Origin of the sequence: Pseudofrankia coriaricola (genome assembly GCF_032027725.1) — a bacterium.
GTDB lineage: Bacteria > Actinomycetota > Actinomycetes > Frankiales > Frankiaceae > Pseudofrankia.
Genome location: NZ_JASNFO010000068.1, coordinates 1 through 25,704, shown reverse-complemented (window position 1 = coordinate 25,704; position 25,704 = coordinate 1). Strand labels below are relative to the sequence as shown.

The 25,704-nt window shown below is 66.1% G+C and carries 19 protein-coding genes and 3 pseudogenes; 12 read left to right on the top strand and 10 right to left on the bottom strand.

Annotated elements, in window-relative coordinates:
- Window positions 1–98: 98 nt before the first annotated feature.
- From QOZ89_RS31160 to QOZ89_RS31140, 5 genes are all read right to left on the bottom strand, one after another.
- Entirely contained in the window at window positions 99–290 is a 192-nt protein-coding gene (locus QOZ89_RS31160) for a ferredoxin (RefSeq protein WP_312627215.1), read from the bottom strand.
- Window positions 287–1,582, bottom strand: coding sequence for a cytochrome P450 (locus tag QOZ89_RS31155; protein WP_071047438.1), 1,296 nt, complete (start codon window positions 1,580–1,582; stop codon window positions 287–289). Before QOZ89_RS31155 ends, QOZ89_RS31160 begins: the two co-directional genes overlap by 4 nt.
- Window positions 1,583–1,964: 382 nt before the next feature.
- Window positions 1,965–3,416 (bottom strand): aldehyde dehydrogenase, encoded by a 1,452-nt coding sequence (locus tag QOZ89_RS31150; protein WP_071047437.1) that lies wholly within the window; start codon window positions 3,414–3,416, stop codon window positions 1,965–1,967.
- A 305-nt stretch (window positions 3,417–3,721) separates the two neighbouring features.
- Entirely contained in the window at window positions 3,722–4,642 is a 921-nt protein-coding gene (locus QOZ89_RS31145) for an HpcH/HpaI aldolase/citrate lyase family protein (protein ID WP_071047436.1), read from the bottom strand.
- Window positions 4,643–4,710: 68 nt separating this feature from the next.
- On the bottom strand, window positions 4,711–5,673 hold the full coding sequence (locus tag QOZ89_RS31140; protein WP_083418266.1) for a TIGR03621 family F420-dependent LLM class oxidoreductase: 963 nt from the start codon (window positions 5,671–5,673) through the stop codon (window positions 4,711–4,713).
- Between the two features lie 318 nt (window positions 5,674–5,991).
- Here QOZ89_RS31140 and QOZ89_RS31135 point away from each other — a divergent pair, with 318 nt between their 5' ends.
- From QOZ89_RS31135 to QOZ89_RS31110, 6 genes and pseudogenes are all read left to right on the top strand, one after another.
- Window positions 5,992–7,182, top strand: a complete 1,191-nt coding sequence (locus QOZ89_RS31135; RefSeq protein WP_071047434.1) for a CaiB/BaiF CoA transferase family protein — start codon at window positions 5,992–5,994, stop codon at window positions 7,180–7,182.
- A gap of 131 nt (window positions 7,183–7,313) precedes the next feature.
- Window positions 7,314–8,609: an aromatic ring-hydroxylating oxygenase subunit alpha gene (locus QOZ89_RS31130; protein ID WP_071047433.1), complete on the top strand. Its 1,296-nt coding sequence runs from the start codon at window positions 7,314–7,316 to the stop codon at window positions 8,607–8,609.
- Window positions 8,610–8,623: 14 nt separating this feature from the next.
- Window positions 8,624–8,965 carry a hypothetical protein gene (locus QOZ89_RS31125; RefSeq protein ID WP_071047432.1) on the top strand — a complete coding sequence of 114 codons (342 nt, stop codon included), beginning with the start codon at window positions 8,624–8,626 and terminating at the stop codon, window positions 8,963–8,965.
- A gap of 10 nt (window positions 8,966–8,975) precedes the next feature.
- Window positions 8,976–9,230: pseudogene (locus tag QOZ89_RS31120) on the top strand (TauD/TfdA dioxygenase family protein); the annotation flags it as partial.
- 130 nt (window positions 9,231–9,360) lie between these two features.
- Window positions 9,361–10,116, top strand: a complete 756-nt coding sequence (locus tag QOZ89_RS31115) for an SDR family NAD(P)-dependent oxidoreductase (RefSeq protein ID WP_071047431.1) — start codon at window positions 9,361–9,363, stop codon at window positions 10,114–10,116.
- 335 nt (window positions 10,117–10,451) lie between these two features.
- Complete coding sequence (locus QOZ89_RS31110; RefSeq protein ID WP_312627206.1) at window positions 10,452–11,192, top strand: SDR family NAD(P)-dependent oxidoreductase; 741 nt, start codon at window positions 10,452–10,454, stop codon at window positions 11,190–11,192.
- Window positions 11,193–11,522: 330 nt separating this feature from the next.
- Here QOZ89_RS31110 and QOZ89_RS31105 read toward each other — a convergent pair whose 3' ends face one another.
- Window positions 11,523–11,912, bottom strand: coding sequence for a PIN domain-containing protein (locus QOZ89_RS31105; protein ID WP_312627204.1), 390 nt, complete (start codon window positions 11,910–11,912; stop codon window positions 11,523–11,525).
- A 32-nt stretch (window positions 11,913–11,944) separates the two neighbouring features.
- Window positions 11,945–12,163 (bottom strand): hypothetical protein, encoded by a 219-nt coding sequence (locus QOZ89_RS31100; RefSeq protein WP_312627201.1) that lies wholly within the window; start codon window positions 12,161–12,163, stop codon window positions 11,945–11,947.
- A gap of 1,119 nt (window positions 12,164–13,282) precedes the next feature.
- Between QOZ89_RS31100 and QOZ89_RS31095 the strand changes: the two genes are divergently transcribed.
- The 6 genes from QOZ89_RS31095 to QOZ89_RS31070 all read left to right on the top strand — a co-directional run bounded on the left by QOZ89_RS31095 (window position 13,283) and on the right by QOZ89_RS31070 (window position 21,487).
- Entirely contained in the window at window positions 13,283–14,719 is a 1,437-nt protein-coding gene (locus QOZ89_RS31095; RefSeq protein ID WP_312627199.1) for an FGGY family carbohydrate kinase, read from the top strand.
- A complete protein-coding gene (locus QOZ89_RS31090; RefSeq protein ID WP_312627197.1) occupies window positions 14,704–16,038 on the top strand; it encodes a hypothetical protein in 1,335 nt (444 codons plus the stop codon). Before QOZ89_RS31095 ends, QOZ89_RS31090 begins: the two co-directional genes overlap by 16 nt.
- A complete protein-coding gene (gene surE / locus QOZ89_RS31085; protein WP_312627195.1) occupies window positions 16,035–16,844 on the top strand; it encodes a 5'/3'-nucleotidase SurE in 810 nt (269 codons plus the stop codon). The genes QOZ89_RS31090 and surE overlap by 4 nt, the downstream gene beginning before the upstream one ends.
- A gap of 162 nt (window positions 16,845–17,006) precedes the next feature.
- The gene (locus QOZ89_RS31080) at window positions 17,007–20,528 is read left to right on the top strand and encodes an NB-ARC domain-containing protein (RefSeq protein ID WP_312627194.1); all 3,522 of its coding nucleotides are present in this window, start codon (window positions 17,007–17,009) and stop codon (window positions 20,526–20,528) included.
- A 229-nt stretch (window positions 20,529–20,757) separates the two neighbouring features.
- The gene (locus QOZ89_RS31075; protein WP_312627193.1) at window positions 20,758–21,183 is read left to right on the top strand and encodes a pentapeptide repeat-containing protein; all 426 of its coding nucleotides are present in this window, start codon (window positions 20,758–20,760) and stop codon (window positions 21,181–21,183) included.
- Between the two features lie 109 nt (window positions 21,184–21,292).
- The gene (locus tag QOZ89_RS31070; RefSeq protein WP_312627192.1) at window positions 21,293–21,487 is read left to right on the top strand and encodes a hypothetical protein; all 195 of its coding nucleotides are present in this window, start codon (window positions 21,293–21,295) and stop codon (window positions 21,485–21,487) included.
- Here the strand turns inward: QOZ89_RS31070 and QOZ89_RS31065 are convergent.
- From QOZ89_RS31065 to QOZ89_RS31055, 3 genes and pseudogenes are all read right to left on the bottom strand, one after another.
- Window positions 21,462–21,767 (bottom strand): annotated as a pseudogene (locus QOZ89_RS31065) (IS1634 family transposase); the annotation flags it as partial. The gene QOZ89_RS31070 and the pseudogene QOZ89_RS31065 overlap by 26 nt on opposite strands.
- A 22-nt stretch (window positions 21,768–21,789) precedes the next feature.
- Entirely contained in the window at window positions 21,790–23,967 is a 2,178-nt protein-coding gene (locus QOZ89_RS31060; protein ID WP_071046870.1) for a recombinase family protein, read from the bottom strand.
- 267 nt (window positions 23,968–24,234) lie between these two features.
- A pseudogene (locus tag QOZ89_RS31055) lies at window positions 24,235–25,593 on the bottom strand (IS1634 family transposase); the annotation flags it as partial.
- Window positions 25,594–25,704 lie beyond the last annotated feature (111 nt).

Here is a 25,704-nt window from a genome sequence, read left to right as displayed (position 1 = left end):
GGGGGGTGGGTGGGGGGCGGGGGGGGGGCCCCCCCCCCCCCCCCGGGGGGGGGGGGGGGGGCCCCCCCCCCCCCCCCGCCCCTTGGCGCGTCGGCGTGTTACTCGACGGTGATGGCCCGCTCGGGGCAGTGGCCCGAGACGGTGCGGACCTCCGCCTCGAGATCCGCGGGCACCTCGTCGACCAGGACCTCGCCGTAGCCGTCGTCGCTGATGCCGAACACCGCCGGGCACTCCGCCGCGCAGACGCCGTGCCCGCGGCAGATGTCCTCGTCGATGAAGACCTTCATCATGCCTCGCTCGGGTTCTCCGCCGGGGTGAACTCCAGGCGTAGGTACCCGAGGCCGCGCAGGATAAAAGTCGGCAGGTACCGGTACTTGCGGGCGTCCGCGGGGCCGTGGACGGTCTCGTCGACGCGGATGTCGCTTGTGCGGGCGAGCAGCCGCTCGATCGCGACCCGGGCCTCGGCACGGGCGAGCGGGGCACCAGGGCAGGTGTGGATGCCGCGGCCGAACGCGATGTGGTGCCGGGAGTTCGGCCGGCTGATGTCGAACTTGTCCGCGTCCTCGAAGTGCCGCGGGTCGCGGTTGGCCGCGCCGTTGACCACCATGAGTGTGGCGCCGGCGGGGACGTCCACGCCGCCCACGGTCGTCGGCACCTTGGCGAGCCGGAAGTCGCCCTTGATCGGGCTCTCCGTCCGCAGCGTCTCCTCGAGGAAGTTCGAGATGAGGCCGGGCTCGGCGCGCAGCCTGGCCTGCAGCTCGGGGTCCTCGGCGATCAGCTTGCCCGCGGTGCTGACGAGGCGGACGGTGGTCTCCTGGCCGGCCGAGAACAGGTTCGCCGCGACCCGCACGGCGTCCATCACCTCGGGCGTCGACCCGTCGGGGAACGTCGCCTGCGCGAGCCCGGTGAGCACGTCGCCGCGCGGCTCCTTGCGGCGGTCCTCGATGTAGACCTTGAACTTCTCGTAGAGGAACTCCAGCGGGGTGTGCGAGATCGACTCGCCGCTGGTGCCGCCGATGGTGCCACTGGCGGCCCGGTTCAGGTGGCTGACGAACTCGGCGTGGTCCTCCTCGGGTACGCCGAGCAGGTCGGCGATGACCAGGAGCGCGAGCGGGCCGGCGAAGTCGCCGATGAACTCGCCCTTGCCACCCTCGAGAAGGCTGTCGAGCAGCCGGTCGGTGATGACACCCATCCACTCCTCGTTCTCGCGGAGGCGCTTGGGGGTGATCATCTTCATCAGCAGCGCGCGATGGTCGGTGTGCAGCGGCGGGTCCATCGTCGGCAGCTGGTCGAAGAACGGGAGCGAGTCCCGGTGCTGCGCGATCAGCTCGGCGACGTCGTCGCGGCCCTCGATGGGGACCGGAAACCCCGGGAACGGGCCGGTCACCGAGGTGCAGGACGAGAAGTTCTCGCTGTCCTGCAGGACCTCGATGCCCTCGTCGTAGCCGGTGACCATCACGACGTTGTGGTGCGGCTCCCGGTGCACGGGGCACTTGGACCGCAGCTCGTCGAAGTAGGGGTACGGGTTATCGACAAGCTCCTTGCCCAGGAAGAAGTCCAACGACTCGAGGTCGTTCGCCACTGAAGGCTCCCTTCGACACCGCGACGCCGGCCGGGCGCGGGACCTGTTTCTCCGCCGCCAGAGGGGGCAACGGCGTTAAAAAGTGCTGAGAGCAGCATTCTCGACTAACGGAAGCTGCTATCTCAACCTACCGTACGACGCCCGCGCGGCAGACGCGTCCGAGACCGAAACGACCGCGGCCGGCCGGCATGACACCGTCCGGCCGCGGCGCCTTCCGCGTGGGCACACAGCGCAAACCCAGCCACAGAAGGTGACAGCGCATCGGCGCAGCGCCAACGCAACCACCCCGTCGGCCCCAGATCGGGCCAGCCACCGCCACATGGCCTCACCCCGGACCAGCGCAGGGAGGGCGCCCTAGCGCCCGACACGCGGGCGAGCGCGTTCAGCGCCTCGCCGCGATCGAGATCGACTTGGAGTCGAGGAAGCCCTCGATGCCTTCCTTGCCCAGCTCGCGGCCGATGCCGGAGGCCTTCACGCCGCCGAACGGCGCCGCCGGGTCCATGCTGTAGGCCTCGTTGACGCCGAAGGTGCCGCTGCGCACCCGCCGGGCGACCCCGAGGCCGCGCTCGACGTCGGCGGTCCACACCGAGCCGGACAGGCCGTACTCGGTCGCGTCGGCGATCCTGACGGCCTCGGCCTCGTCGGTGTAGGGGATGACGGACAGGACCGGGCCGAAGATCTCCTCCTGCGCGATGCGCATGGAGCTGTCGACGTCGGCGAACAGCGTCGGCCGGATGTACCAGCCGCGGTCGACGCCGGCGGGCAGGTCGGCGCCGCCGGCGACGAGCCGGGCGCCCTCCTTCTGGCCGACCTCGATGTAGCCGCGGACCCGCTCCTGCTGGCGCTGGGCGACCAGCGGGCCGACCGCGGTGGCGGGGTCGGTCGGGTCGCCCGTGGGCAGCGACTCGACCATGGCGGCGAGCGCGTCGACATACTCGGCGTAGCGCGACCGGGGGACCAGCACCCGGGTCTGGGCGACGCAGGCCTGACCGCTGTTCATCAGGCCGGCGACCTCGACGCCCTTGGCCATCGCTGCCGGGTCGGCGTCGTCGAGTACGACGGCGGCGGACTTGCCGCCCAGCTCCAGGCCGACCCGCTTGAGGTTCGCCCCGCAGGCGGCGGCGACCTTTCGGCCGGCGGCGGTGGAGCCGGTGAACGAGACCTTGTCGATCCCCGGGTGCGAGACCAGGTACTCGCCGATCTCGCGGCCGGCGGGCAGGATGCTCACGACACCCGGCGGGATGTCGGCCTGCTCCAGCAGGCCAGCGAGCCAGTACGCGTCCAGCGGCGTCTCCGGCGACGGCTTCAGCACGACCGAGCAGCCGGCGAGCAGCGCGGGGACCAGCTTGCCGATCGTCAGGTGCATCGGCATGTTCCACGGGACGATCGCGCCGACGACGCCGACCGGCTCCTTGCGTACCAGGATGTCCTGGCCGTAGAAGCCGGGACGCTTCTCCTCCCAGACGAGGTTCTCGGCGATGCCCGCGAAGGCGTTCATCATGAACATCGGGATGGCGACGTGCCCGACCTTGGCGAAGCTGATCGGCGCGCCCATCTCGGCGGTGATCAGGCTGGCGAGCTCGGCGCGGCCCGGCTTGTAGAGCGCGGCGAGCCGGCGGACCGCCGAGACCCGCTCCGCCGGGTCGAGCCGGGGCCAGGGGCCCTCGTCGAACGCCGTCCGCGCGGCGGCCACCGCCTTGTCGACATCCGCCGGCGTCGGCTCGGCGATCCTGGCGATGACCTCCTCGGTGGCCGGGGAGATGACGTCGAACGTGTCCGGGCCGCTCGGTGCGACCCACTCGCCGCCGATGAACAGACGATCCTGAACCTGCATGGTTCCTCCGGTTGCCCTTCGCTTCCTGCTGCCGGTCGCGCGGTAGGGCGCCTTCTACTGCCTTCTTGCGCTATGTGTCGGGTTGGCTTGAAGCGGCGGTCGCGTTCGGGTCGGGTTGCCTGGCGGCCCCGGTTCCTCCGGTTGCCCTGCGCTTCCGGCTGCCGGTCGCGCGGTAGGGCGCCTTCTACTGCCTTCTTGCGCTGTGTGTCGGGTTGGCTTGAAGCGGCGGTTGCGTTCGGGTCGGGTTACCTGGCGGCCCTGGGCTGACGAGCGCGAGGCAGCGGTGGCGGTTGGTTTCCGGTGGTCTAGACCTCGTCGATCAGGCCGGCCAGCGCCGCGCGGTGCAGCACGTTGGCGGCCAGGCGCATGTGGGCGGCGTCGACGAGCCGGCCGTCGCGCCCGATCGCGCCGACCCCGTCGCGCTCGGAGGCGCGGTAGACCTCGATCGAGTCCCGGGCCTCGGTGATCTGCGCCGCCGTCGGGGCGAAGACCTCGTTCGCGATGGGCACCTGGGACGGGTGGATCGCCCACTTGCCGTCGAAGCCGAGCAGGCTCGCGTGCGTCGCGGCCCGGCGGTAGCCGTCGGGGTCCTTGTAGGCGGGGTAGGGCGCGTCGATCGCGTCGATGCCGGCGCCGCGCGCCGCCGCGAGCACCTGTACGCGGGCGAAGTGCCAGAAGTCGCCGGGGTAGTCGCCGAGTGGGTCGAAGTTGCCGTTCACCCGGGCGTGCAGCGACGCCGACAGGTCGCCGGCGCCGAAGATGATGGCCTCCAACCGGGGGCTGGCCTTGGCGATCTCGGGCGCGTTCGACAGGCCCTCGGCCTCCTCGATGAGCACCTCGAGGCCGATCCGCCTGCGCAGGCCGAGCTTGGTCTCCAGCTGGGTGAGCAGGACGTCGACCCACCAGACGTCGCGGGCCGAGCGCGCCTTGGGCACGATCAGGACGTCGACGGCCTCGCGGGCACCGGTGACGATCTCGATGATGTCGTCGTGGCACCACTCGGTGTCCAGCCCGTTGACGCGGACGGCCCGGACGGTGTGGCCCCAGTCCTGGCCGGTCAGCGCCTTGACGGCGATGCCCCGGGCGGACGCCTTCGCGGGCGGCGCGCAGGCGTCCTCCAGGTCGAGGAAGACCAGGTCGGCCCCGGACGAGCCGGCCTTCATGCACATCTTCTCGCTGCTGGCCGGCGTCGCCAGCTCCGAGCGGCGGGCGCGCGGTTCGCGCACGGGTCCTCCTGGGTTTCTGCCGACTGGGTTCCTGCCGGGCCGGGACCGGGGCCTGGGTGCCCGGAGGGCTACTTGCTGGTCAGCTGGGCGGCGATCGGCGCGAAGCTCTCCAGCTGGTCCCACTGGATGGTCACGTAGTTGATGCCGAAGGCCTCACGGCGCGCAAGCAGTTGGTCGGCCATCTCGTCGGCGGTGCCGACGAGCACGTTCGGGTGCGCGGCGGTCACGTCCGGCGTGGTCTTCATCCACCCGGCCAGCTTCTCGAACACCGCCGCCTTGTCCGTGGTGATCTCGGAGAAATACGGTGAGCTCTCGATGTCGAGCTCGCCCACGCGCTCGGGCGCGGCCGACCGGACGTAGTCGACCCGGCGGGCGAGCTCCTCGTTGGGGGTCAGCCCGTCGTCGTTGCGGGCGCTGAAGTGCACGTTGGAGATGCTGACGATGTCGGCCTCGCGGGCGGCGAACGAAAGCACTCGCTTCTTGCCGCCGCCGATCATGATCGGCGGGCGCGGCAGCTGCACGGGCGCCGGCAGGCCGCGGTAGCCGGAGACGTTGACATGGTCGCCTTTGATCTCGATGGGCTCGCCGGACCAGTGCGCCTTCGCCAGGGCGACGACCTCGACGAGCTTGTCGATGCGCCGCGGCGCCGGGGCGAAGGTGAGGCCCATGGCGTCGTACTCGGCCCCGTTCCAGCCCGCCCCGATGCCGAACTCGAGCCGGCCGTCGGAGAGCAGGTCGATCGTCGCCGCCTCCTTCACCAGCGCGGCCGGCACGTGGTAGTCGACGCAGAAAACCCGGCAGCCGACCCGCAGGGAGGTGGTCACCGCGGCGGCGGCGGTCATCGCGGCGAGCGGGGCCAGGTGCTGCGGCGGCATACTCGCCGCCCGTGCCACGGGGCCGGGGCCCAGGTAGTGGTCGGCCACGAAGAGTGTCGAGTACCCGAGGTCCTCCGCCTTCCGGGCCAGGTCGCGCCACGCGGTGCCGGACGCGGCCTTGGTGCCCTGGACGGCGAAGCGGAACGGACGGACCATTGGCATGGCGCGATTATACGATGCTCGCAGAACTATAGGACGACCTACGATTTGTGGTAGCGTCGTTCTCGCCAGCGTACGCTGATCGTTCTCATCATGACGGGCTGATCATTCTCGTATGAGAGACGACCGTTCTTCTGGAGGGCGTGATGACGGGAGCCCCGCCCGCGTGGCGTGCCCGCCGGAACGCCGTGGCGCTCCTTCGCGACCGGCCCGGGTGGTGCCGGAAGAGTGGAGGGCGTTCCCGCGCCTCGCCCTGATCCGGCCGGTAACCCGATCTTCGATCTCGCCCGCCCGTCTCGTCAGAAGGTCCACGGCATGCATGCGCTCGACGGAGTCAAGGTCCTCGATCTCGGCACCTTCCTGGCCGGCCCGTTCTGTGCGACGGTGCTCGGCGAGTTCGGCGCCGAGGTCGTCAAGGTCGAGCGCCCCGGCGTCGGCGACCACCTGCGCCGGTTCGGCAGTGATACGGAGTGCGGCGACACGCTCGTCTGGCTCTCGGAGGCGCGCAACAAGCGGTCGGTGACGATCAATTTCGCCGACCCGCGCGGCCAGGAGCTGCTCCGTGAGCTGATCGCCTGGGCGGACGTCGTCATCGAGAACTTCCGGCCCGGTGTCCTGGAGAAGTGGGGCCTGGACTTCCCGACGATCCAGGAGATCAACCCCGGCGCGATCCTGCTGCGGGTGTCCGCCTACGGGCAGTCGGGCCCGCTGCGGAACCTGCCGGGCTTCGCCCGGATCGCGCACGCGTTCTCGGGCCTGGCCTACCTCGCCGGCGAGCCGGGCGGCATCCCGGTGACGCCCGGCTCCACCTCGCTCGCCGACTACATGTCCGGCATGTACGGCGTTATCGGGGTGCTGATGGCACTGCGGGCCAGGGAGAGCACCGGGCGCGGCCAGGTCGTCGACATCGCGCTGTTCGAGACGATCTTCCGGGCGCTCGACGAGCTGGCGCCGGCCTACCAGAAGAACGGCTTCGTCCGGGAGCGGATGGGCGCCGACACGGTGAACGTCGTGCCGCACAGCCACTACCGGACCGCCGACGGCCACTTCGTGGCGATCGCCTGCTCGCACGACGACATGTTCGCCCGGCTGGCGCGGGCAATGGACCGGCCCGAGCTGTCCGCCCCCGACCTCTTCGGGCCGAAGCAGAATCGGCTCGCGGCCCGCGACGTGGTCAACAAGCTGGTGACCGACTGGGTCGGCTCACTGTCGTGCGACGAGGTCGTGGCCCGTTGCCGCGCGGCCGAGGTGCCGGCCGGCAAGCTCTACTCGATCGCCGACATCTTCGACGACGAGCAGTACCAGCACCGCGGGACGATCACGGTGGAGGAGTCGCGGATCGGCCCGCTCGCGGTGCCGGGAGTGATCCCGGCGCTGTCGGAGACCCCGGGCGAGATCCGCTGGCTCGGCCCTGAGCTCGGCGAGCACACCGACGCGGTCCTCGGCGAGATCCTCGGCCGCTCGGCCGAGCAGATCGCCCAGCTGCGCGCGGACGGCGTCGTCTGATGGCTGCCGTCTCGGCTTGGCGGTGCGGCCCGCGCGCCGTCCCCGTCACATCCACATCCTGATCACCGCAGCATCGCTGATCGGCGCCGGATTCCGTCCGGTCCGAGATCATCCCTGGAGGGGGTGGAGAAATGTCCAGCATCGAGAAGCTGGCGACCGGCCGGGCCAAGTACACGTTGGATTACCCGGAACTTGGCACCGGGCCCGTCAGCTACGAGGACTCGATCTCCGAGGAGTTCTACCAGGCCGAGCATGAGGCGATCTTCAGGCGGACCTGGCTGAAGGTCGGCCGGGTCGAGCAGCTGCCACGCAACGGCACGTTCTTCACCCGCGAGTTCAGGGGCCTCGGGTCGATCGTGATCAGCCGGCACACCGACGGCGAGGTCTACGCGCTGCACAACGTCTGCGCGCACCGCGGCAACAAGGTCGTGTGGCAGGAGCACCCGGGCGAGGAGTCCAAGGGCTCCGCGCGCCAGTTCCAGTGCAAGTACCACGGCTGGCGCTACGGCCTCGACGGCAGGTGCAGCTACGTCACGAAGCGGGACCAGTTCTTCGACTCGCTGCCCGACGACGAGCTGGGGATGCCCCAGCTGCGCTGTGAGGTGCTGGCCGGGTTCATCTTCGTGAACTTCAGCCAGGACGCCCCGACGCTGCGGGACTTCCTCGGCGAGAAGCTGGTCACCGAGCTCGAGGCGTGGCCGTTCGAGAAGTTCACCAACCACTGGGGCTTCAAGACCCTCATCAAGGGCAATTGGAAGATCGGGATCGACGCCCTGCTGGAGTGGTACCACCCGGCGTACGTCCACGGGCGGTTCCTCAACGCGGACATGTCGAAGGCGGAGAAGCTCGTCCCGCCGATGGACTCCTACCACTACGACCTGTTCGCCCCGCACATGCTGACCTCGGTCCCCGGCCCGCCGCCGCTGAAGAAGCGGACGCAGTCCGTCGGCCCCGCCCAGCGCGACCAGGACTGGGTCTACCGGCTGTTCCGCGGCGGCATCTTCGGCCCGGACGACCTGCCGGAGGACATCGACTACCTGACCCCCGAGCGCAACCCGGGCAACATCCAGTACTGGAGCAACGACCAGTACTGGCTGTTCCCGAACCTGTCGATCCAGCTGTGGCACCGCGGGTACTACATCACCTACCAGTACATCCCGGAGTCGGTCGGCACGCACTCGTACGAGGTCGACATCTACTTCCCGGAGCCGAAGAACGTCACCGAGCGGCTCGGTCAGGAGCTGGTGGTCGACAGCACCATCGAGTTCGCGATGCAGGACACGAACACGGTGGAGGCGACCTGGTCGGCGCTGAACAACCGCGCGCAGGGCACCTTCCACCTGTCCGACATGGAGCTGATGATCCGCCAGTTCCACCACGTCGTCCGGGAAGCCGTCGCCGCCCACCAGGCCGGTAAAGAGAAGTAGAAGGAGCCCACGAGATGAGCACCACGACGGGCACCCTGCCCGGGAAGTTCAGTGTTCTCGAGCCCTGGGTCGAGGACTGGGCGCTGGCGTCGCGGCCCGAGCGGTACGCGAAGCGGCTGACGAAGACGATCGACGAGCTGGGCGAGTTCTACGACGCGATCGCGCCGCTGGCCGAGGAGGCGATCGCCTACCTCGACACGTTCGAGGTGAACGACCTGCCCGAGGCGGAGACCCGGCTGCTGCACCTGCTCTACTCGATGATCATGGTTTCGTATCCGGTGAACATCTTCAAGCAGCCCCGTATCCCGGACTCGGGGGCGGCGTTCTTCAACGCCACCGTCGAACCCGCCATCTGAGTGGGCCAGGAGACGAACGCGCGATGAGCGTCACCAGGACGCGGATCACGCCGACCACCGATCGGCCGACGAGGGCGAGTCGCTGCTCGGCCGGCTGCTCACCTGGGCGGCACAGCCACAGTTTGTGGTACGCCACAAGTGGCGGCGTGGCGACCTCGTCATCTGGGACAACACGGGCATGTTGCACCGGGCGCTGCCCTACGGCGAGACCTCCAGCCGGCTGATGCACCGCACCTCGATCGCCGGGGACGAGGCCATCTCCTAGGCTCCGCACACCCGGGGCGGGTGCCCGCGGCGCCGCGGCGCCGCGCCGCGCGCGGCCGGGCCGCCGTGGGCACCCGCCCGCCACTCAGGCCGATCAGGGCACATTCAGGAACCAAAGGAGGTTCGGCATAGTGACCGAGCAGCGGACGGCGCTTGTCACCGGCGGTGGGTCGGGTATCGGGCGGGCCATCTCCCACCGGCTCGCCGCGGACGGCTTCGCGGTCGCCGTCCTGGACCTCAACGCCGACGCGGCCAAGAAGGTCGCCGAGGAGATCGGCGAGGCGGGGAACGAGGCTGTCGCCTTCGGCGGGGTCGACGTGTCGAGCCGCGAGCAGGTGAACGCGGCCGTCGAGAGCATCCGGGCGTCGATGGGCCCGGTCCTGGTACTCGTGAACAACGCGGGCGTCACCGGTTTCCGCGAGTTCCTGAAGATCAGCGACGCGTCCTGGGACAAGACCATCGCGGTCAACCTGTCCGGGCCCTTCTACGTCACCCAGGCGGTGCTGCCCGACATGATCGCGGCGCACTGGGGCCGGATCGTGAACATCTCGTCCTCGAGTGCCCAGGGCGGCCAGCAGTACATGACGCACTACGTCTCCTCGAAGGCCGGCCTGATCGGTATGACCAAGGCACTCGCGCTCGAGTTCGGCCCGGAGGGGATCACCGTCAACACGATCCCGCCGGGCTTCGTCGACACTCCCATGCTGCGAGAGTCCGAGCGTCGCGGCATGTTGGGCGGCGGCGTCGAGGACCACGCCGAGAAGACCCCGGTCCGTCGCGCCGGCAAGCCGGAGGACATCGCGGCGGCCACCTCGTTCCTGTGCCGCGACGAGGCCAGCTACATCACCGGCCAGATCATCGGCGTCAACGGCGGCCGCAACACCTGAAGCCGGCTGGGGACGAGGCGCGGAGCGCCTCGTCCCCAGGGGCGGTGCCCGCGGCGGGGTGGGGCGCTCCCGTTGCCGGACGCTTCGCGCCCGCAACCGGGCAGCGCCTTTCGGGCGCTGAGCGCCCTCCTCGCGTGGTTCCGGGCACAGGCATATGGCGGTGGTCGGGGCTGGTCTGGCCTGGCGAGGTGGCTGGCAGACCTCCCAGATCGGCTTCGCCGATCCGGCAGGGACCCCGGGTGCAGCGCTGATGCGCCGTCACCAGTTGTGGCTGGATTCCGGCTGCCGGCCCCTGCGTCGGCCGGTAGCCACATCGACGTCCGACGGAGGTTGTTGTGGGAAGGCTGGATGGCAAGGTCGCGATCGTTACGGGAGCCGGGTCTGGGATCGGGAAGGCGTCGGCGCTGTTGTTCGCGGCGGAGGGCGCGAAGGTCGTCTGCGCGGATATGAACGGCTCGGAGAAGGACACCGTCGCGGAGATCGGCGCGGGCGCGGTGGCGGTCCAGGTGGACGTGGCCGTCGCGGCCGAGGTCCAGAACATGGTCGAGACGGCGGAGCGCGAGTTCGGCCGGCTCGACGTGCTGTTCAACAACGCTGGCATCTCGGGCCCGTTCGGGCCGATCCACGAGCTCGACGAGGAGACGCTCGACCGCCTCCTCGCGGTGAACATCAAGGGCACCTTCCTCGGCATCAAGTACGCCGTTCCCGCGATGCTGCGGACCGGCGGCGGCTCGATCATCAACACGGCCTCGAACGCCGGGATGGTCGGTTGGAAGGACAAGGCCGGGTACTCGGCGGCCAAGGGCGGCGTCGTGCTGCTCACCAAGTCGGCGGCGCTCGACTACGCGAAGTCCGGCATCCGGGTCAACGCGGTCTGCCCGGGCATGACCTGGACCGGCATGGCCGTCGCCCAGGCCGGTCCCACGCCGCCCGCGGACATCAAGGTGCCGAACCCGATGGCCCGTTTCGCCAGGCCGGAGGAGCTCGCCGCCGCGGCGCTCTTCCTGGCCAGCGACGAGTCGTCGTTCATGACCGGCGTGGCGATGCCGGTCGACGGCGGTTACGTCGCGCGCTGACGTCGTCCTTCGGCCGGTTTACGCCCCTGACCGGCGCGCACAACTTCGGACTCTGGCCCGGAACGGTCTGATGGCGATCTGCAGGCGGTGTAGCTAAAGTCCAGGCGTGACGGCGATCACGGTTCGTGACGTACCGGAGCCCGTCGTCGAGGGGCTGAAGCGTAAGGCGATGCGGGCAGCCCGGCCCGGCACGACAACGACGAAAAGCGACCATCCGCATGCGTGGGTCGGCGCTTCGCGCGCTTAGGATCTGCCTAGTTTCGACACGACGGCGCAGGCGCCCGGCGAAGAACACCGTCAGCAATCCGAAGGCTCAGGTCATACCCCGGGTTACACAACCGCCACTCGTACCCGTGAGTCGTCGGCGACAAGTGCCGTGATGTCGCGGGGATCGCTAGTCATTATCACCACTGAGCCGGTGCCCGCGACACGTTGCGCGGTCGCCACCACCATAGCGTCCAGTGTCGTGCCGCCGCCGACGAGCAACCTGCCGGCGTCCCGCGCGAGGGGTTCGTCAAGCGGATGGATATCGTTGACGGACTTCAGTACTCGGTTGACGGCGCCATCTCGCCGGTGGTCGCCGCGGACGAGTTCTGTGATGACGGGGGCGGGAACCCAGACCTGAGACTGCTCACGCAGCGCGGCGGCGAGCATCGTTCGCGCCGTCTTCTCGAGCCGGGACAGCGCGATCACTGCGCCGGTATCGAGCACGAACGGCACGCCAAGTTGACCGCGGGGCGGACGCCGCCTCGTCATGGCCGGAACCACCGGCGCGCCTCCTCGATGTCCTCCTCCGGAACGGGCCCGGCCTCCTCGTCTGATACGACAAGGAATTCGGCCAGCCGATCATGCTGCAGCCGCTGCCGTAGCGCGGCGTTGATGTAGGCGGAGAGCTCCCTCGGCCCGACACGCTCGCGGGCCTCCTGCACCAGGTCCGAGTCGAGCGTTAGCGACACCTTGGTCACTGGCACGGCTCCAATCCTACTTGGAAGGCTATAGCAGGGTCGCCGGTCCTGCTGCGGCGACGGCAACCGCGCCTGCGCCGGGTGCCCTGTGGCGGGCCGGTTCCTGGGAGCAGGTCATCAGCAGGTTGTGCGGTGTCACGTCATACTGTCGGCTCAGACCGTGACGGGTACGACAGTAGCCGTCACGCGTCACTTGGTCAACATCGGGCCGGGCGCCTGCCCTCGCGGCGCTGCGTGGCGGAAGCGGTCATCTGGCAGAGGGCCGGACCTGATCCCGGCGCGCTCGCCCGCCGGTGGTGCGGGTGACCCGCGATGGCTCCTGGCGGGTCTACGCGGCAGGACCGGCCTGGGTCTGCGCCCGGCCTGGCCACAGGTCACCTGCTCTGCCGAACCAACCTGTCCGGCGGCGGGGCCGGCGAATCCAAGGGTTTCACCGAGTCCGCCTACTCCCAGCTCCGCGCACCGATCGTGCAGCTCTTGGACAACTCGATCCCACCGAGGCAGCGCGGTGCGCCAGCTGTACTCCACCCGGCGAGGCTGACCGGCTACCGGGTACCGGCCTCCACTCAAGACCACAATCCTGTAGAAGTTGCCTCGCCCACCCAAAAGAGCGCATCGCAAACCCGACCACGCAACATCGACGGCCTCGCACCCCTTGTGACCAGCCGCCCCGAGGAGATGCGGTACCACCACAACTCCTCCGGGCTTCATCGCCAGGGCGACCCCGTCATCCAAGCGCGCTGACCCGAGCCAGCACTGGCTTCTAGTCAGATCGCGCCTGACCAGGTCCTTTGCAGCACCCAGGACTTCTGCGCAAGACTGTTAGGACCGGGGGGGGGTGAGACTGGTGACGCTCGAGCGCAGTAGTCCAGGTGTCGAAGCTGCTTGTGGGCCGCTGACCGCTGTGCGTTCACCCAGCTGTAAGATCAACGATCACCGCCTGGGTCGCTCGGTTCGCTCCGCCCTCGCCAAAACTAACGACCGGACCGACGGGACGCGCACAGCCGCCGCGTCGCACCGCCCTCCTCCGCCAGCCAGAGCTAAGCGTACTTTCCAGCCAGCCCTGTGCCTCCACCGATTCGACCGGCACCCCCCGGAGCTCGGGGCCAACACTATCGGGGATACATGCACGTCTACCTTGGCATCGATACCGGTACATCGGTCATCAAGGGCCATGCAATTGATCAGACCGGACGGACGGTGGCGCACGCCTCGCGAGATCGGCAAATACCACCCGACGGACGCCCGGAGCACGACCCGGAGAACGTATGGTGGAAAGAATGGAAGGCCGTATGTCAAGAACTGCTTAGACAGCTTCCGAGCGGCTCATCCGTCCGGTGCGTGGCGCCAACAGCCATGGTGCCTAATCTTTGCCTTCTCGATACGCAAGGAAATGCAGTTCATTCAGCCTTGCTGTTCTACGACGACCGTGCGTACGAGATTGAGAAGCAGCTCGATCGTGAGCTGGCGACACCCCGCTGGCAGAACGAGGTACTATCAAAGCTGATCTGGCTTCGCACACATCTCACAGAAGCATGGCGGCCTGGGCTCCGCCTCGTCTCAACTCATAACTATATAACGTATCGCCTAACTGGCAGCTATACCCAGGACACCGTAACCGCAGCCGAGTGTGGATCGATCTACGACCCTGTGGCAGGGCGGTGGTCCAAGGAGATAATTTCGCGTTATGGCTTGACGGATCTCGCAATGCCCGAGGTCGTCCCGCCTCTATCCGTAGTTGGCAATGTCACGGAGCGCGCCGCAGCCGAAACTGACTTGCCGAGCGGAGTTCCAGTGATTGCTGGGACTGCCGATTCGATAGCGAGTCTGATCGGCGCCGGAACACGAACCGCGGGCGACGTCCTCATATACTATGGGACATTCAACTGCGCTGCAGGGCTACGAGCAGACACAGCGGATATCCTGGCCGGAAGCTACAAGCCCTATCCAGTTGAGTGGTTGACCTCGGTTCCCCGTGCAGGCCACCAGCTCCGCGACATTGCTAAAGCGTTATTTCGTGATATCAGTGAACAAAATATATTCCAAGCTTTCGACAGCGCCGCTGCGAAGGCGCCTCCCGGTGCCAACGGACTGGTATTTCTACAGGATGTCGACCTCCTGACCACCACGGTGAGTAGCTCTCCCCGAGGCGCACTGCTAAATTTCCAAATCGGTCACTCTGCGGACGACATCGCGAGGGCAGTTCTTGAGTCCTTCGCCTACGCGCTGGCCCTAACGCTGCCATCAGCACCTTTCGACCTGCCCGAACGGCTATTTGCTGGCGGCGGTGGCGCGCGCAGCAAAGTATGGCGCCAGATCGTGAGCGACGTCCTGGAAAGGCCACAGGTGCATGTCCGCCACTCCGATCGGGCCCACGGCTCTGCTTTGCTCGCCCTCGCGGCTATGGATCCCGATAGCTTCGAGATGGCGTTGGACCTGATGGTCGATGGTGCCGAAATTGTCTATCCCTCGCGCGACACTGGGCGCTACGCAGCGGCACTATCCCACTACGACGAGGCACTTGGCCGCCTGCGAGAGGTGCGATCGTGGGAATCCAGCTAGTCGTCACGCCGCTTGGTACGGAGACTACTTGCCCCCAGTGCTTCGCCCGGGAACTCGTGGAAATCGCCGGCCTTCGACTTTCCGCGCCGGAAGTAACCACTATCATGGCAGAAGCAGCTGAACAGTTTCATAGACTCGCCGGCACAATAGGATCGGTCCACGAGAACCTGGAACGGCTTCGTTCGGGTGCGATAACGATTCGCTTTGCGCACCAACCAAACCTTCTCCCGTACCTAGGTGTTCTCGGTCAGTTCACCCATATCTATCTTCTTTCGGCGTTCGCCGCGCCGCTGTCCGAACGAGGCGCGGTTCCGGCCTATTTTGTTATGGACTACGATGGGGGCGCCGGGCGAAGGTTCGTCAACTCGCTCCTCCCAGACCCGCAGGCCCGGCACGGGGCCGCCAAGCTGAAATATCGAACGAAGGGCCCAAGCCACCATCGCGTCGCTTTCAGCCTCGAGGCACCTCCTCCCGCCACATTAGCTCGATGGTCTGCGACTTTTGAGAGCTGGGCCGAGCGATATTCGCCCGCCGTCGATGACGAACGCATGGCAGATTTACATCACCCCGCACTCGCGGAACTCGAGTCAGCCCGGGATGCATTACAGATCCTAGGCAAGTGCTACCTGGCCACCGACCGTTTTGCAATGGGGAACACTGCATTTCTAAGCGTCATAGTGAATGAAATATGGGACTTGCCCGTACTGTTTATCCCGCTCTCGCGTTGTGTCACAAGTCTGCAGCCTCAGATGCTTCGAATCGCCCGGCATCTTGCGAGCGTGCTGCCCGAAAGCCCGTTTCAGGTCTGGAAAATTTGTCCTGTATGCTTCTCTCGGAATGCTACATCGGCCGTCATCGAGGACTCAGATGATCGCTGTGTTCAATGCAGATCGCTGTTCGATGTCGCCAGCCTCCCTCGCCCCCTAGTCGGCGACTGCATCTTTACTCGTCATACTCCACTGTTCTTCCCTCGCGTCGTCGCCGATGATCTGGCCGACTACGCGATCTATCGTGTGCCCGGAGGCACCACATATCAGAGCAGCCTGCGGCACCTGGAGCAGAGCCGGCCGTATATGCCACCCGACCGAAAGCCGGGGATTGAGCTCGGGCTCCAGTTCTCCTCGAGCAACGACAAAAATACAGGAAAAAAATCTTACAAAAATTTATCAGGATTCCGTGCAAATGAGATAATCCGAACTGGTCGGGCCAGCATGCTGTACTATCTCTCGATGTTTGGCTATTCGGGAATGAAAGACGAACTACTCGCAGTCTCCGCAGCGTCAATGTGCGAAAATCACGTCGGAGGACAAGGTCAATGAGTAACGAACGGCCCTTGATTCTTATCACCAACGATGACGGCCTGATGTCGCCGGGGCTCCTCGCGGCCGCCGAGGCAGTCGCTGACCTAGGCGAGCTTCTACTTGTAGCCCCAAAAGACCAGCAGACATCAATGAGCCATGCGTTTCCGAAAGGGAAGACCGTCGGCTCGATTGAAAAGGTAGAACTGCTGATCAACGACCGCAAGATCAACTGCTATGCAATCGACGGCTCCCCTGCCCAATCTGTATCACACGCGGTCCTAGAGCTATCTCATCGCCTTCCAGATCTGTGTATCAGCGGCATCAACTACGGCGAGAACCTCGGACTTGGCCTCAGCATCAGCGGGACGGTCGGGGCGGCGTTTGAGGCGGACGCCTACGACATCCCAGCCATTGCAGCCTCGCTCCAGTCAGATCTCTCAACGCAGCACAGCTCAGAGTATCCCGAGCAAGATTGGAAAGCGGCCAAGTACTTCACCAGGCTATTGGCAGAGAAGATTCTGAGAGAAGGTCTTCCGTCGCCCATTTCGGTGCTCAACTTGAATATCCCGCACGGCGCTACCGAAGAGACCGAGGTCGTGCGAACTATTCAAAGTCGTCAACAGTACTTCGTCTATCTTCGTCCCGGACCGCGCGAAATTGCTCAGCCGTTCAAGTTCGCGGTCGATATCGTCGTCGACGAAGAGGCACTTGAGCCGGACAGCGATATCCAAGCCCTTATATATGATCACAAGGTCTCGGTAACGCCGCTCACATGGATCATGACCGCAGACAGTCCCTGGCGCCTCGATTTGTCAGAAGGCTGATAGTCGGACGGACGATAGTCGATGACTCGCATACTCGTGTTGTCTGGCCATGGCGATTCATTGAGCCGCAGCCCGGCCTCTGCCCTAGTTGCCGCTTTACGACGCCTTGGAAACACGGCACAGGAGATTCGGGTTAGGAGAAGCACCAGCGATCGTTCTCCGATGGGTAGGTTCGATCTTGGTGTTGTCTTCGTCACTCGGGCGATACTCCAGGATGCCACAGGTGTCGACGCCTTGCGCCTGGAGATGGCCAGCTGTCGAAGAACGACGTTTTTCCTGATGGATTCATGTCGCTATGAGATGAGTGCGGCCGGCGCCGTATTTTCCGAGGCACTGGCCTTCGAATGGTCGTCCGTAGGCGATGCGATATCGCGGTTGAACCTCAGTCCACCGGGGGACGACGATCGCTCCCGGCGCGATTCGCCTCCCGGGGACAGGTCATCCGTTTGGAACAACGCTCCGTTGGAGTCCGAATTTGTGGGACGATCTGGGGATGTAGCGCGCGTAACCGAACTTCTGAGAGAAAAGACGTTCACCGTACTTGTGGTGGCAGGAATAGGGGGCGTGGGCAAAACGGCGCTTACGCTTCATTGTGCCAAAGCAGAAGAGGAATCGTTCGATCACGTCGCGTGGGTCTCAATGCATTCAATGCCCACCATCGACCAACTTGCGCAATATCTGGACGGCGCCATCCCCGAAGGTGATACATCGGGAACAGCTCATCGGCTAGACGCTACGGATCGGATTGTCGGCCGCCTGACGCGGTGGTCCACCTTGCTGATTCTTGACAACTTTGAGTCGATACTAGATGTCGGCGTGGACGTCGGGCGTTACCGTGAAGGCTTCGAAGACTATGAGGACCTGTTGACAAGGCTCGTCGCGGCGGCGGGCCGAAGCGTGGTACTGATCACCAGTCGGGAAGAACCGGATCCGGTGCCGCTGCTGCGCCGGCGGTCAGAGAGAGTTGAGGTCTACCAGCTCGGTGGTTTGCAGCCGGATGATGTCCGTGACCTCGTCAGTAGCATGGGACTGGTCCCCGCACCGGAACAACTTGTCCAGCTTCATGCTGCCTATGCGGGCAACATATTCGGTCTTCAACTGGCAGTGAGCTACATAGTTGATGTCCTTTCCTCGGATGTTGATACTTTCATAAACGATCAGACGTTTGTTTTTGGAGGTGTACGACGTCTGATCGAAGGGCACCTGCGGCGGATCGGCGACCTTGAGCTTCGCGTGTTGACCTGGCTCGCGCTGGCGCGAGCGCCGCTTTCGACCTCGCAGCTGGTAAGACGAATGGCTATGTCCGATCCAGCGGACGTCTCCGGCGCTGTATCAAATCTTCTCCGGAGGTCCTTGGCCATTGCTTCTCATGGCGGTGCCGACGTACATGAGCTAATTCGGGGGTATCTAGTTCAGTCCTTCATCGCAAAATGCGTCGAAGAGGTTCAGCAAGGTGACCCTTGGACGAATCTCGATGACTTCTGCATCGTTGACGGAAGACGGCCTGACTACGTCCGTTCTGCGCAGCGAATCCAGAATCTGGTTCCAATCGCCGAACGTTTGCAACGAATCGTTTCGAAGGCCCACCTGGCCGAGCGACTCGAAGCTGTCGCCGAGTCACGCCGTAGCCAAGGCCGCTCGGCGCGCATCGGGTTTTCGATCACAAACATGCTTCTTCTGCGCGTGCAGCTTGAACTACCGACGGACCGGCTCGATCTACATGGAACGGCGGTGGTTGCGGCCCGTCTCGACGAGATTGACCTTAGGGGCTGCGATTTGTCGGACTGCGCTTTTGTCGACTGTACCTTTTCGGACAACTTCGGAGCGGTCACCTCCGTTGCGTGGAGCCCGGACGGTACACGATTCGTAGCGGGAACCTTCGATGGCAGGCTTCGAGTCTGGACGTCGACCGGACGCCAGGTCCTGGCGAATGTTCAGGCTCATAAATACTGGATCAGTGCAATTCGTTTTGTCGGCAACTCGTCGTCGCTGGTTGCACTCAGTTCGATGGACGGCAGTGCCTCTCTTTGGAACCTAGACGAACCAAAGAGGCTACGCGAGTGGAAAGCGCATAGCCGCGCAATCCGCGATCTATCAGTCAGCGCGTCAGGGGGCGTTGCAGTCACCGTTGGCGAGGACGGATTTCTCTCAGCGTGGCTGATTCCCGATTGCGTTCAAATTTACAACCGGCGAATAAGTGATTCCCGCCTAAAGGTCGTGTCTTTCGTCGCCGGGCGGGATGATCGAGTAGTGGTGGGTGGAGACGACGGGAAGCTCGTTGAAGTGGATCTAGAAGGAGTGCGACCAACTCGGCTTTTAATCCGCACCTCCTCGTGGATCCGCAGCTTGAAGATTGTCTCCACTGGCCTGGCGTTCGCGGGCTGTGACGATGGCGCAGTGCTTTCTTTTGATCCCTTGGAAGAAGATGCGGATCCTGTCGTAATCGGGCGGCACTCATCGCGGGTATGGGCCATTGACTACGATCCCTCCAACGGTCTTCTTGCGACGGCGGGGCACGACGCTACGATTCATCTCTGGGACGTGAATAACGCGGCAGTCAATACGAGAACGCTCCATGCTCATACGAGCTGGGTGCGAGCCATATCTTTCAGTCCTTCTGGCGATGAGCTTCTAAGCGCCGGGGAGGATCAGAGCATCAAAGTGTGGGAATCGGGTTCTGGCCTTCTCACGCATAGTATTGTTGGGTATGCTCAGCGATCTTTCTCGGTGGTATTGTCGCCGCCTATGCTGTTGAGCACCCACGGCAGCCATACTGTCTGCACCTGGGACCTTGCAACGAATTCTTTGGTTCAGATACTGCCCGGCCACCATGATCAGGTCTTTAAGATCGCGCCGAAACCCGGAAGGCTTTCCTTTGCTTCTGGCAGCGATGATGGTCAGGTTCTAGTCTGGAGCCGGCGAGATGTTGATGACCTATTGACGTTGAAGCTTCGGCTTACTCATCATCGTGGCTGGATCGGCAGCCTCGCCTTCGATGTTAGTGGACAGCGTCTCGCAACGGGGGCGGATGATAAGCGGATTGTGGTCGTCGATTCCAGCACGGGCGAGATCCTGGATGATTGGATCGCTCACGGGGGACGGGTCTCGGGCCTTTTCTTCCTGCCAGACGGCAAAATTCTGAGTTGCAGTGAGGATGGTACAGCGGCGGTGTGGCTGTTGGGGTTGCCAGAGCCCGTGTTCAGGGTCGACGGACGGTCGGGACCTCTGTATGCGTTGGCCACGGACGGTGGTGACAGGTTCTACACGGGCGGGTCGGACGGGGTGGTTCGCCAGTGGTCATTGGATGATGGGCGGTTAGAGGCAGAGTATGCGAGCGAGCTGAAGAGGCAGATTTGGAGCGTGGCTGTTGACACTCCGCGATCGATGCTCTATTCAGGGGGTGATGATGGAGTAATAAGGTCGTGGAGCATTGGTTCGCTAGAGTGTTCCGGCCGTCTGCGCGGTCACGTTCGCCAGGTGTGGTGTGTAGCGGTCGATTCTGAGAGTGGCACACTCGCAAGCGCTGGTGAAGATGGCACGATTCGCATCTGGGATGCGGAGCAAGGTCGGGAACTGCGGCGACTTCAATCGCCTGGAAGGTATGAGAATACTCGGATAGCGGGTGCGGAGGGGATTAGCCTTGGCCAGATACGGACGCTTGAGTCGCTTGGGGCGGTTCGGTGATCGGATACGGAGGATGGTTCCCCGGTCAGGCTGGGTATGGCTTGGTTTGTTTCTCTTCCTGGCGTCGGTGGGAATAGGCCTTGGCGGTAACTATTTGGATCACGGGAATATTCGGCTTCGCGCTCTGTTCATTGATAGCTATCAAAGTCTTGCATCGAGTCTATTTGGGACGGTCTTGACGATTGTCTTCGTCGACGCTTTCGTCAGACGGGGGGAGCGGAGGCGGAAGATGGAAGAGCTAATCGGCAGGATGAGAAGCGGTGATGTGGACGCGGCGCTGGACTCCCTTCGTGAGGTCCGTTCGTTGGGCTGGTTGAAGGACGGGAAGTTTCGGGAAGCTCGTCTTGCGGATGCGGCTTTGCCCGGGGCAGACCTTGAGTCCGCTGTCCTTGAGGGGGCGGACCTCGCGCGGGCGAACCTGGCCAGTGCTTCGCTATTTCAGGCTCGCCTTCGCGGGGCTGACCTGAGTGAGGCGTGCCTTGACGGCGCGAACCTAATGTTGGCGGATCTTCGCGAGGCGAATCTATACGGAGCGGATTGCACGGGGTTGGATATCAGAGGGGCTGATCTTCGCGGCGCGATCTTGAAGGACTCTAACCTCGATTCGGACTCGCTCGCGGCAGCAGTGACAGATAGAAGGACGATCATGCCCTGAGAGGGCGGACATGGTAAAGTCGCCCGCGTCGTGCCCGAGGCCGTCCACGCCGCGCAGGCCGTCCCCGGCGAGGTGACGCCCCTACGCGCCGGTCGTCGATGGGGAGCTGGTGCTGGGCCAGCCGTGGGAACGGTTACGCGGCGAGGTCGACCTGCTGGTCGGCTTCACCCGCGACGAGTATCGGTTCTTCACCACCCTGCTGGAAGGCCTGACGAAGGCCGACCCGGCCGCGACCGCTGAGCGCGCCGGCCTGCCCGCCTCCGCCCTCCTGAGTTCGGTCATTTGGTTAGTGCCTTGCCCGTGAGGGCGTCGAGCAGGGTTCTCCGTTCGGGGTCGAGTTCGGGTGGGAAGGTCTGGGCGGCGCCGTTGATCGCGATGGTCGCGGAGCGGAGTGGGCGGAGCTGTCGGATGACGTTGCGGACCGCGAGGCCGGTGCGGTTCTGGATGGCGCGGGCGACGGCGAGCGCGGTGAACACGATGGTCAGGTGGGCTTCGATTGCGTCTTTGGTGCGTACGAACATGGGCCGGGCGGCGAGGTCGGTCTTGGACATCCGGAACGACTGCTCAGTGAGCCACTGTTGGTGCTCCTGAAGCTGTGATCGTCTTTCATGTCCGGGTTCCGTTCATGCCGTGGTCTGGCGGTGCTGGGCGGGGCTGGGTCCAGCGGGCTCGGGTGTAGTAGCCGGGTGGGCGGTCCCGGCGTTCGCGGAGCCGCCTGATCTCGGCGTCGTCGGCGAGGATGATCCAGGATCTGCCGTCCGGGTGGCGCTCGGCGGTGATCCATCCTCGGTAGATCCAGTTGTAGAGGGTGGCGGTTGGCATGTTCAGGGCGACGGCGAGGCCGGCCACTGACCACCGGCCGGGGCCGGGGTTGGCCAGGGCGGTGCGGGTGTCGCGGGGGTGGTGGACCCCGATTCCGAGCCGTCGGGTCAGCGTGAGGATCTGGCCGGGGCCGAACCGGGTGGTGCGTTTGGGTGGGCGTAGTCCCTCGGCGTTGAGCTGGTCGGCGATCTGCCGGCTGGAGTGGCCGGCACCGGCGAGTTCGGTGATCCGTTCGACCAGGTGGGGGTAGTAGGAGAGCTGGTCGAGGCGGGCGACCGGGCGGGTGGTGCGACTGCGGGTCTGGTGCCCGCCGGCCCAGGTGATGGTGACGTCGACGAGCTCGCTGGTGCCGACGACCGTCACGGTGATCTCGTCGATCAGGGCGCGTAGGAGCTGTTTGCGGTCGGTCTGGCTGGTGGTCGGCGCGTTCCAGAGCGCGGGCAGGTCGTGGGCGAGGGCGGTGATGGTCGCCCGTTCGGCGGCGGTGAGCGTCTGCGGGCGTGTCTCGATGAACCGTTGGTAGTCGGTTTCGAGTCGGTCGAGGTCGGCCAGCGCCGTCTCCCAGTCGGTTTCCAGCTGGCGGGTGACCAGCCGGTTTTCCGGTTCGGCGAGCTGGTACTGGCGCCGGGCGCGCTGGGCGGTGTAGCGGGCGCGTTCCAGCCGCTGGCACCACAGGGTGTCCAGCTCGGCCCGGTCTGCCTCGGCGTGGGCGGCCGCGGCCAGGGAGACCTCCAACGCGGCGGGGGCGACGGCGTCGAGCAGCTGGCCGGTCATGAAGCGGTCCAGTGCCGGGCCGGCCAGGTGCTGGCATGCCTGGCCGGTGCCATAGGTCGCGAGCAGGTAGCCGCAGTGGTAGTTATGCGACGGGAACCGGCTGGCCGGGGTGTGGTAACTGACCGTCATCCGATGCCCGCACCGTCCGCAGCGCAGCAGACCCGCCAGCAGCGCCGATCCCGACCTGGGCGCCCCAGGTGAGGCGGCGATCTGCCGGTTGGCCTGCATGCGGGCCAGGTTCGCGGCATACCGGTCGGCGCTGATGTAGGCCGGCATCCGGTCGGGCAGCAGCACATGCCAGTCATCCATCGCGCGCACCACCCGCCCCGTGCTGGGCCGGCCCGCCTTCCTGCGCCGCGCATCCACGCGGCGGCGGCCGTAGGCGTAGTACCCGGCGTAGATGGGGTTGTGCAGCATGACCTGCAGGGTTTCCCGGTTGGGGCGCCGCCAGGTCAGCTCACCCTTGTCGACCCCGCCGTGGGAACGCACCGGCAGCTGCACCTGGTGCTCGACCAGCCAGCGCAGCACGCCGTTCGCCGTCCCGAGCCGGTCGAACAGGTCGAAGACCAGCCGGACCACGGTCCGGGCCTGCTCGTCCGGGTCGAACACCACCTGCCCGGCGCGGTCGCGCCAGTAGCCGATCGGCAGCGCCCACGCCAACTCGCCGCGTTCGGCCTTGGCCAGCTTCCCGCCCCACATCCGCTGCCGGATCAGCCACAGCTCGGCCTCCGACATCGTGCCCTTCAACCCCAGCAACAGACGATCGTTGTAGACGGCAGGGTCATAGACCCCGTCGAGGTCGGCCAGCAACGTCCCCGCCAGCGAACACAGCTCGATCAACTGATGCCAGTCCCGGCCGGTGCGGGCCAGCCGGGACATCTCCACCCCCAGCACCAGACCGACCCGCCCCATCGTCACCTCGGTGACCAGCCGCGCGAACCCCGCCCGGGAACCGGCGACCGCCGCCGACACACCCAGGTCGTCATCGATGACCATCACCCGCGACCGCGCCCAGCCCAGACCCACCGCCCGCTCGACCAGCGCGTACTGCACCCGCGTCGACTCGGCGTGCTCGACAACCTGCTGCCGGCTGGACTGCCGCACATAGACAACCGCCGCGCGATCAGTGTGCTCCGGCCGGATCCGGCTCTCCGACCTGCTGCCCAGCACAGACCCCGCCGTGCTCATCGGCACCACCCCCGGCCATCACGACCCGAGCCAGCCACCCCGCCAGCAGGCGCACCGCCATCCCCCGCCGCTCGACGGGAAGCCTCGGCCACACCCCCGACTGGGGGGCTCACCACGCTCGCCGGACATCTCTCACCATCTCCGGACCTATCCGTCACCGACCGCAACCGGACGACCAAAGCCGCCAGCCGCAGCAACGCATCCACACTGATTATCGGCCCGCCCACCCCAGCGCCGCCATTTTCAGATGCACTGTGTGTAGCCGATCTCGACGTGCCAGAGGTCGTGGTAGTTCGCGATGACCTCGGGGGCGGTCACGACGGTGACCGGGAGGTTGGTGACGTAGCCCTTGAGGCCGACGAGTCGGCGGGCGCGGGCGAGGCTGGCCTCGTCGAGGGTGGTGGCGTCGCCTGTGACCGTGACGAATCTCGGGGTGCGCGCGGTCTGTTCTCCCCCGACGACGGCGCGGGCGCGGTTCTCCTGGGCGGTGAGGGTCCTGTTGTCGCGGGCGGCGCGTCTGGCGGAGTAGGCCCGGACCGCCCGCCACGACGCGGGGTGCTGTTCCCGGTCCCAGACGGGCTCGGTCTTCAACGCGACGTCGTTGTCCCGGTTGCGGCCCTTTCTGGGAGTGATCGTGTCGATGATCTGCCCGTCGGTGAACGCGTCGCCGTGCCAGCGGAAGTGGGACTCCAGATCGATCGGCGCCTTGGTGACCCGGGAACCGACGATGAACCCGAACCCGGCCTCGTCGAGGTCGCGCAGGTTGGCCGCGGAGAGCATGCCGGCGTCGGCGACCACGACCAGGTTCTCCAGGCCGTGGCGGTTCCTGAACTGGCGGACGATCGGCAGGATCGTCGCGGTCTCGGCCCGGTTGCCCTCGTAGCAGCCGATCTCGAGCGGGAACCCGTACCGGTCGACGAGTAGCCCGACGACGATCTGTGGGTCGACGCGGCGTTCCTTGGAGTAGCCGACCCGGCGCAGTTCGTCCTCGTTCTCGGCCTCGAAGTAGAGCGTGGTCACGTCGTAGAGACACAGCGAGACATCACCAGCGGCCCTGGCGTGGGCGAAACACAGCCCCGCGAGCTGGTCGCGGTAGCCGCCCTGATGCGCGCGGAGCAGGGTGCGGCGCATCGTCTTCTCGCTCGCCGGCGTGGCGCCGAGGTCCACCAGCACCCTGCCGGTGTCCAGGATCGACGTCGGCTCGACCAGCCTGGCGATCACCAGGTCCCGGAACACCTCGTCGCCCAGGGCGTCGAACCCCAACGACGTGAACACCGAGACGAGCACGTCGTAGAGCACCCGCGAGCCGGTCGCGACCACCCGCGGCCCAGCGACCGCCACCCGCCCACGCAGCGGTTCCACGGCCACGTCGAACAGAACCGGCGGGGCAGGGCCGGCCTCGCCGAGCAGCGGGGTCCTCACCGCGACCGGCTCGACCCCGAGCTCGAGCTCGCCCTGGCCCGGAGCCTCCAACAGTTCCCGGGCCCGCTCGATGAGCACCCCAAGCTCGGCCTCGGTATGCGCCGAACCCACATGCGCGACGATCCGCCGCCGGCCCCCGACCGACTCGGCGATCTGCACAGCCGTCGCCCCCGACGCCGTCCGCACCCGCCGAATCCAGGCCACAACCACACCGTAGGGCACCAATTAGTGCCTCAGAACCACCCACCAGGCACCCATCACCCCAGGTCAACGCACTACACCATGATCGAAAACGAGCAGGTGACCGAACTCAGG

What these genes read in the sequence shown, in the direction of transcription:
- surE (WP_312627195.1), top strand. Translation starts at nt 16,035, where the DNA reads ATGAGTAACGAACGGCCCTTGATTCTTATCACCAACGATGACGGCCTG.
- QOZ89_RS31130 (WP_071047433.1), top strand. Translation starts at nt 7,314, where the DNA reads ATGTCCAGCATCGAGAAGCTGGCGACCGGCCGGGCCAAGTACACGTTG.
- QOZ89_RS31160 (WP_312627215.1), bottom strand. Translation starts at nt 290, where the DNA reads ATGATGAAGGTCTTCATCGACGAGGACATCTGCCGCGGGCACGGCGTC.
- QOZ89_RS31150 (WP_071047437.1), bottom strand. Translation starts at nt 3,416, where the DNA reads ATGCAGGTTCAGGATCGTCTGTTCATCGGCGGCGAGTGGGTCGCACCG.
- QOZ89_RS31080 (WP_312627194.1), top strand. Translation starts at nt 17,007, where the DNA reads ATGGGTAGGTTCGATCTTGGTGTTGTCTTCGTCACTCGGGCGATACTC.
- QOZ89_RS31135 (WP_071047434.1), top strand. Translation starts at nt 5,992, where the DNA reads ATGCATGCGCTCGACGGAGTCAAGGTCCTCGATCTCGGCACCTTCCTG.
- QOZ89_RS31095 (WP_312627199.1), top strand. Translation starts at nt 13,283, where the DNA reads ATGCACGTCTACCTTGGCATCGATACCGGTACATCGGTCATCAAGGGC.
- QOZ89_RS31140 (WP_083418266.1), bottom strand. Translation starts at nt 5,673, where the DNA reads ATGGTCCGTCCGTTCCGCTTCGCCGTCCAGGGCACCAAGGCCGCGTCC.
- QOZ89_RS31075 (WP_312627193.1), top strand. Translation starts at nt 20,758, where the DNA reads ATGGAAGAGCTAATCGGCAGGATGAGAAGCGGTGATGTGGACGCGGCG.
- QOZ89_RS31060 (WP_071046870.1), bottom strand. Translation starts at nt 23,967, where the DNA reads ATGAGCACGGCGGGGTCTGTGCTGGGCAGCAGGTCGGAGAGCCGGATC.
- QOZ89_RS31125 (WP_071047432.1), top strand. Translation starts at nt 8,624, where the DNA reads ATGAGCACCACGACGGGCACCCTGCCCGGGAAGTTCAGTGTTCTCGAG.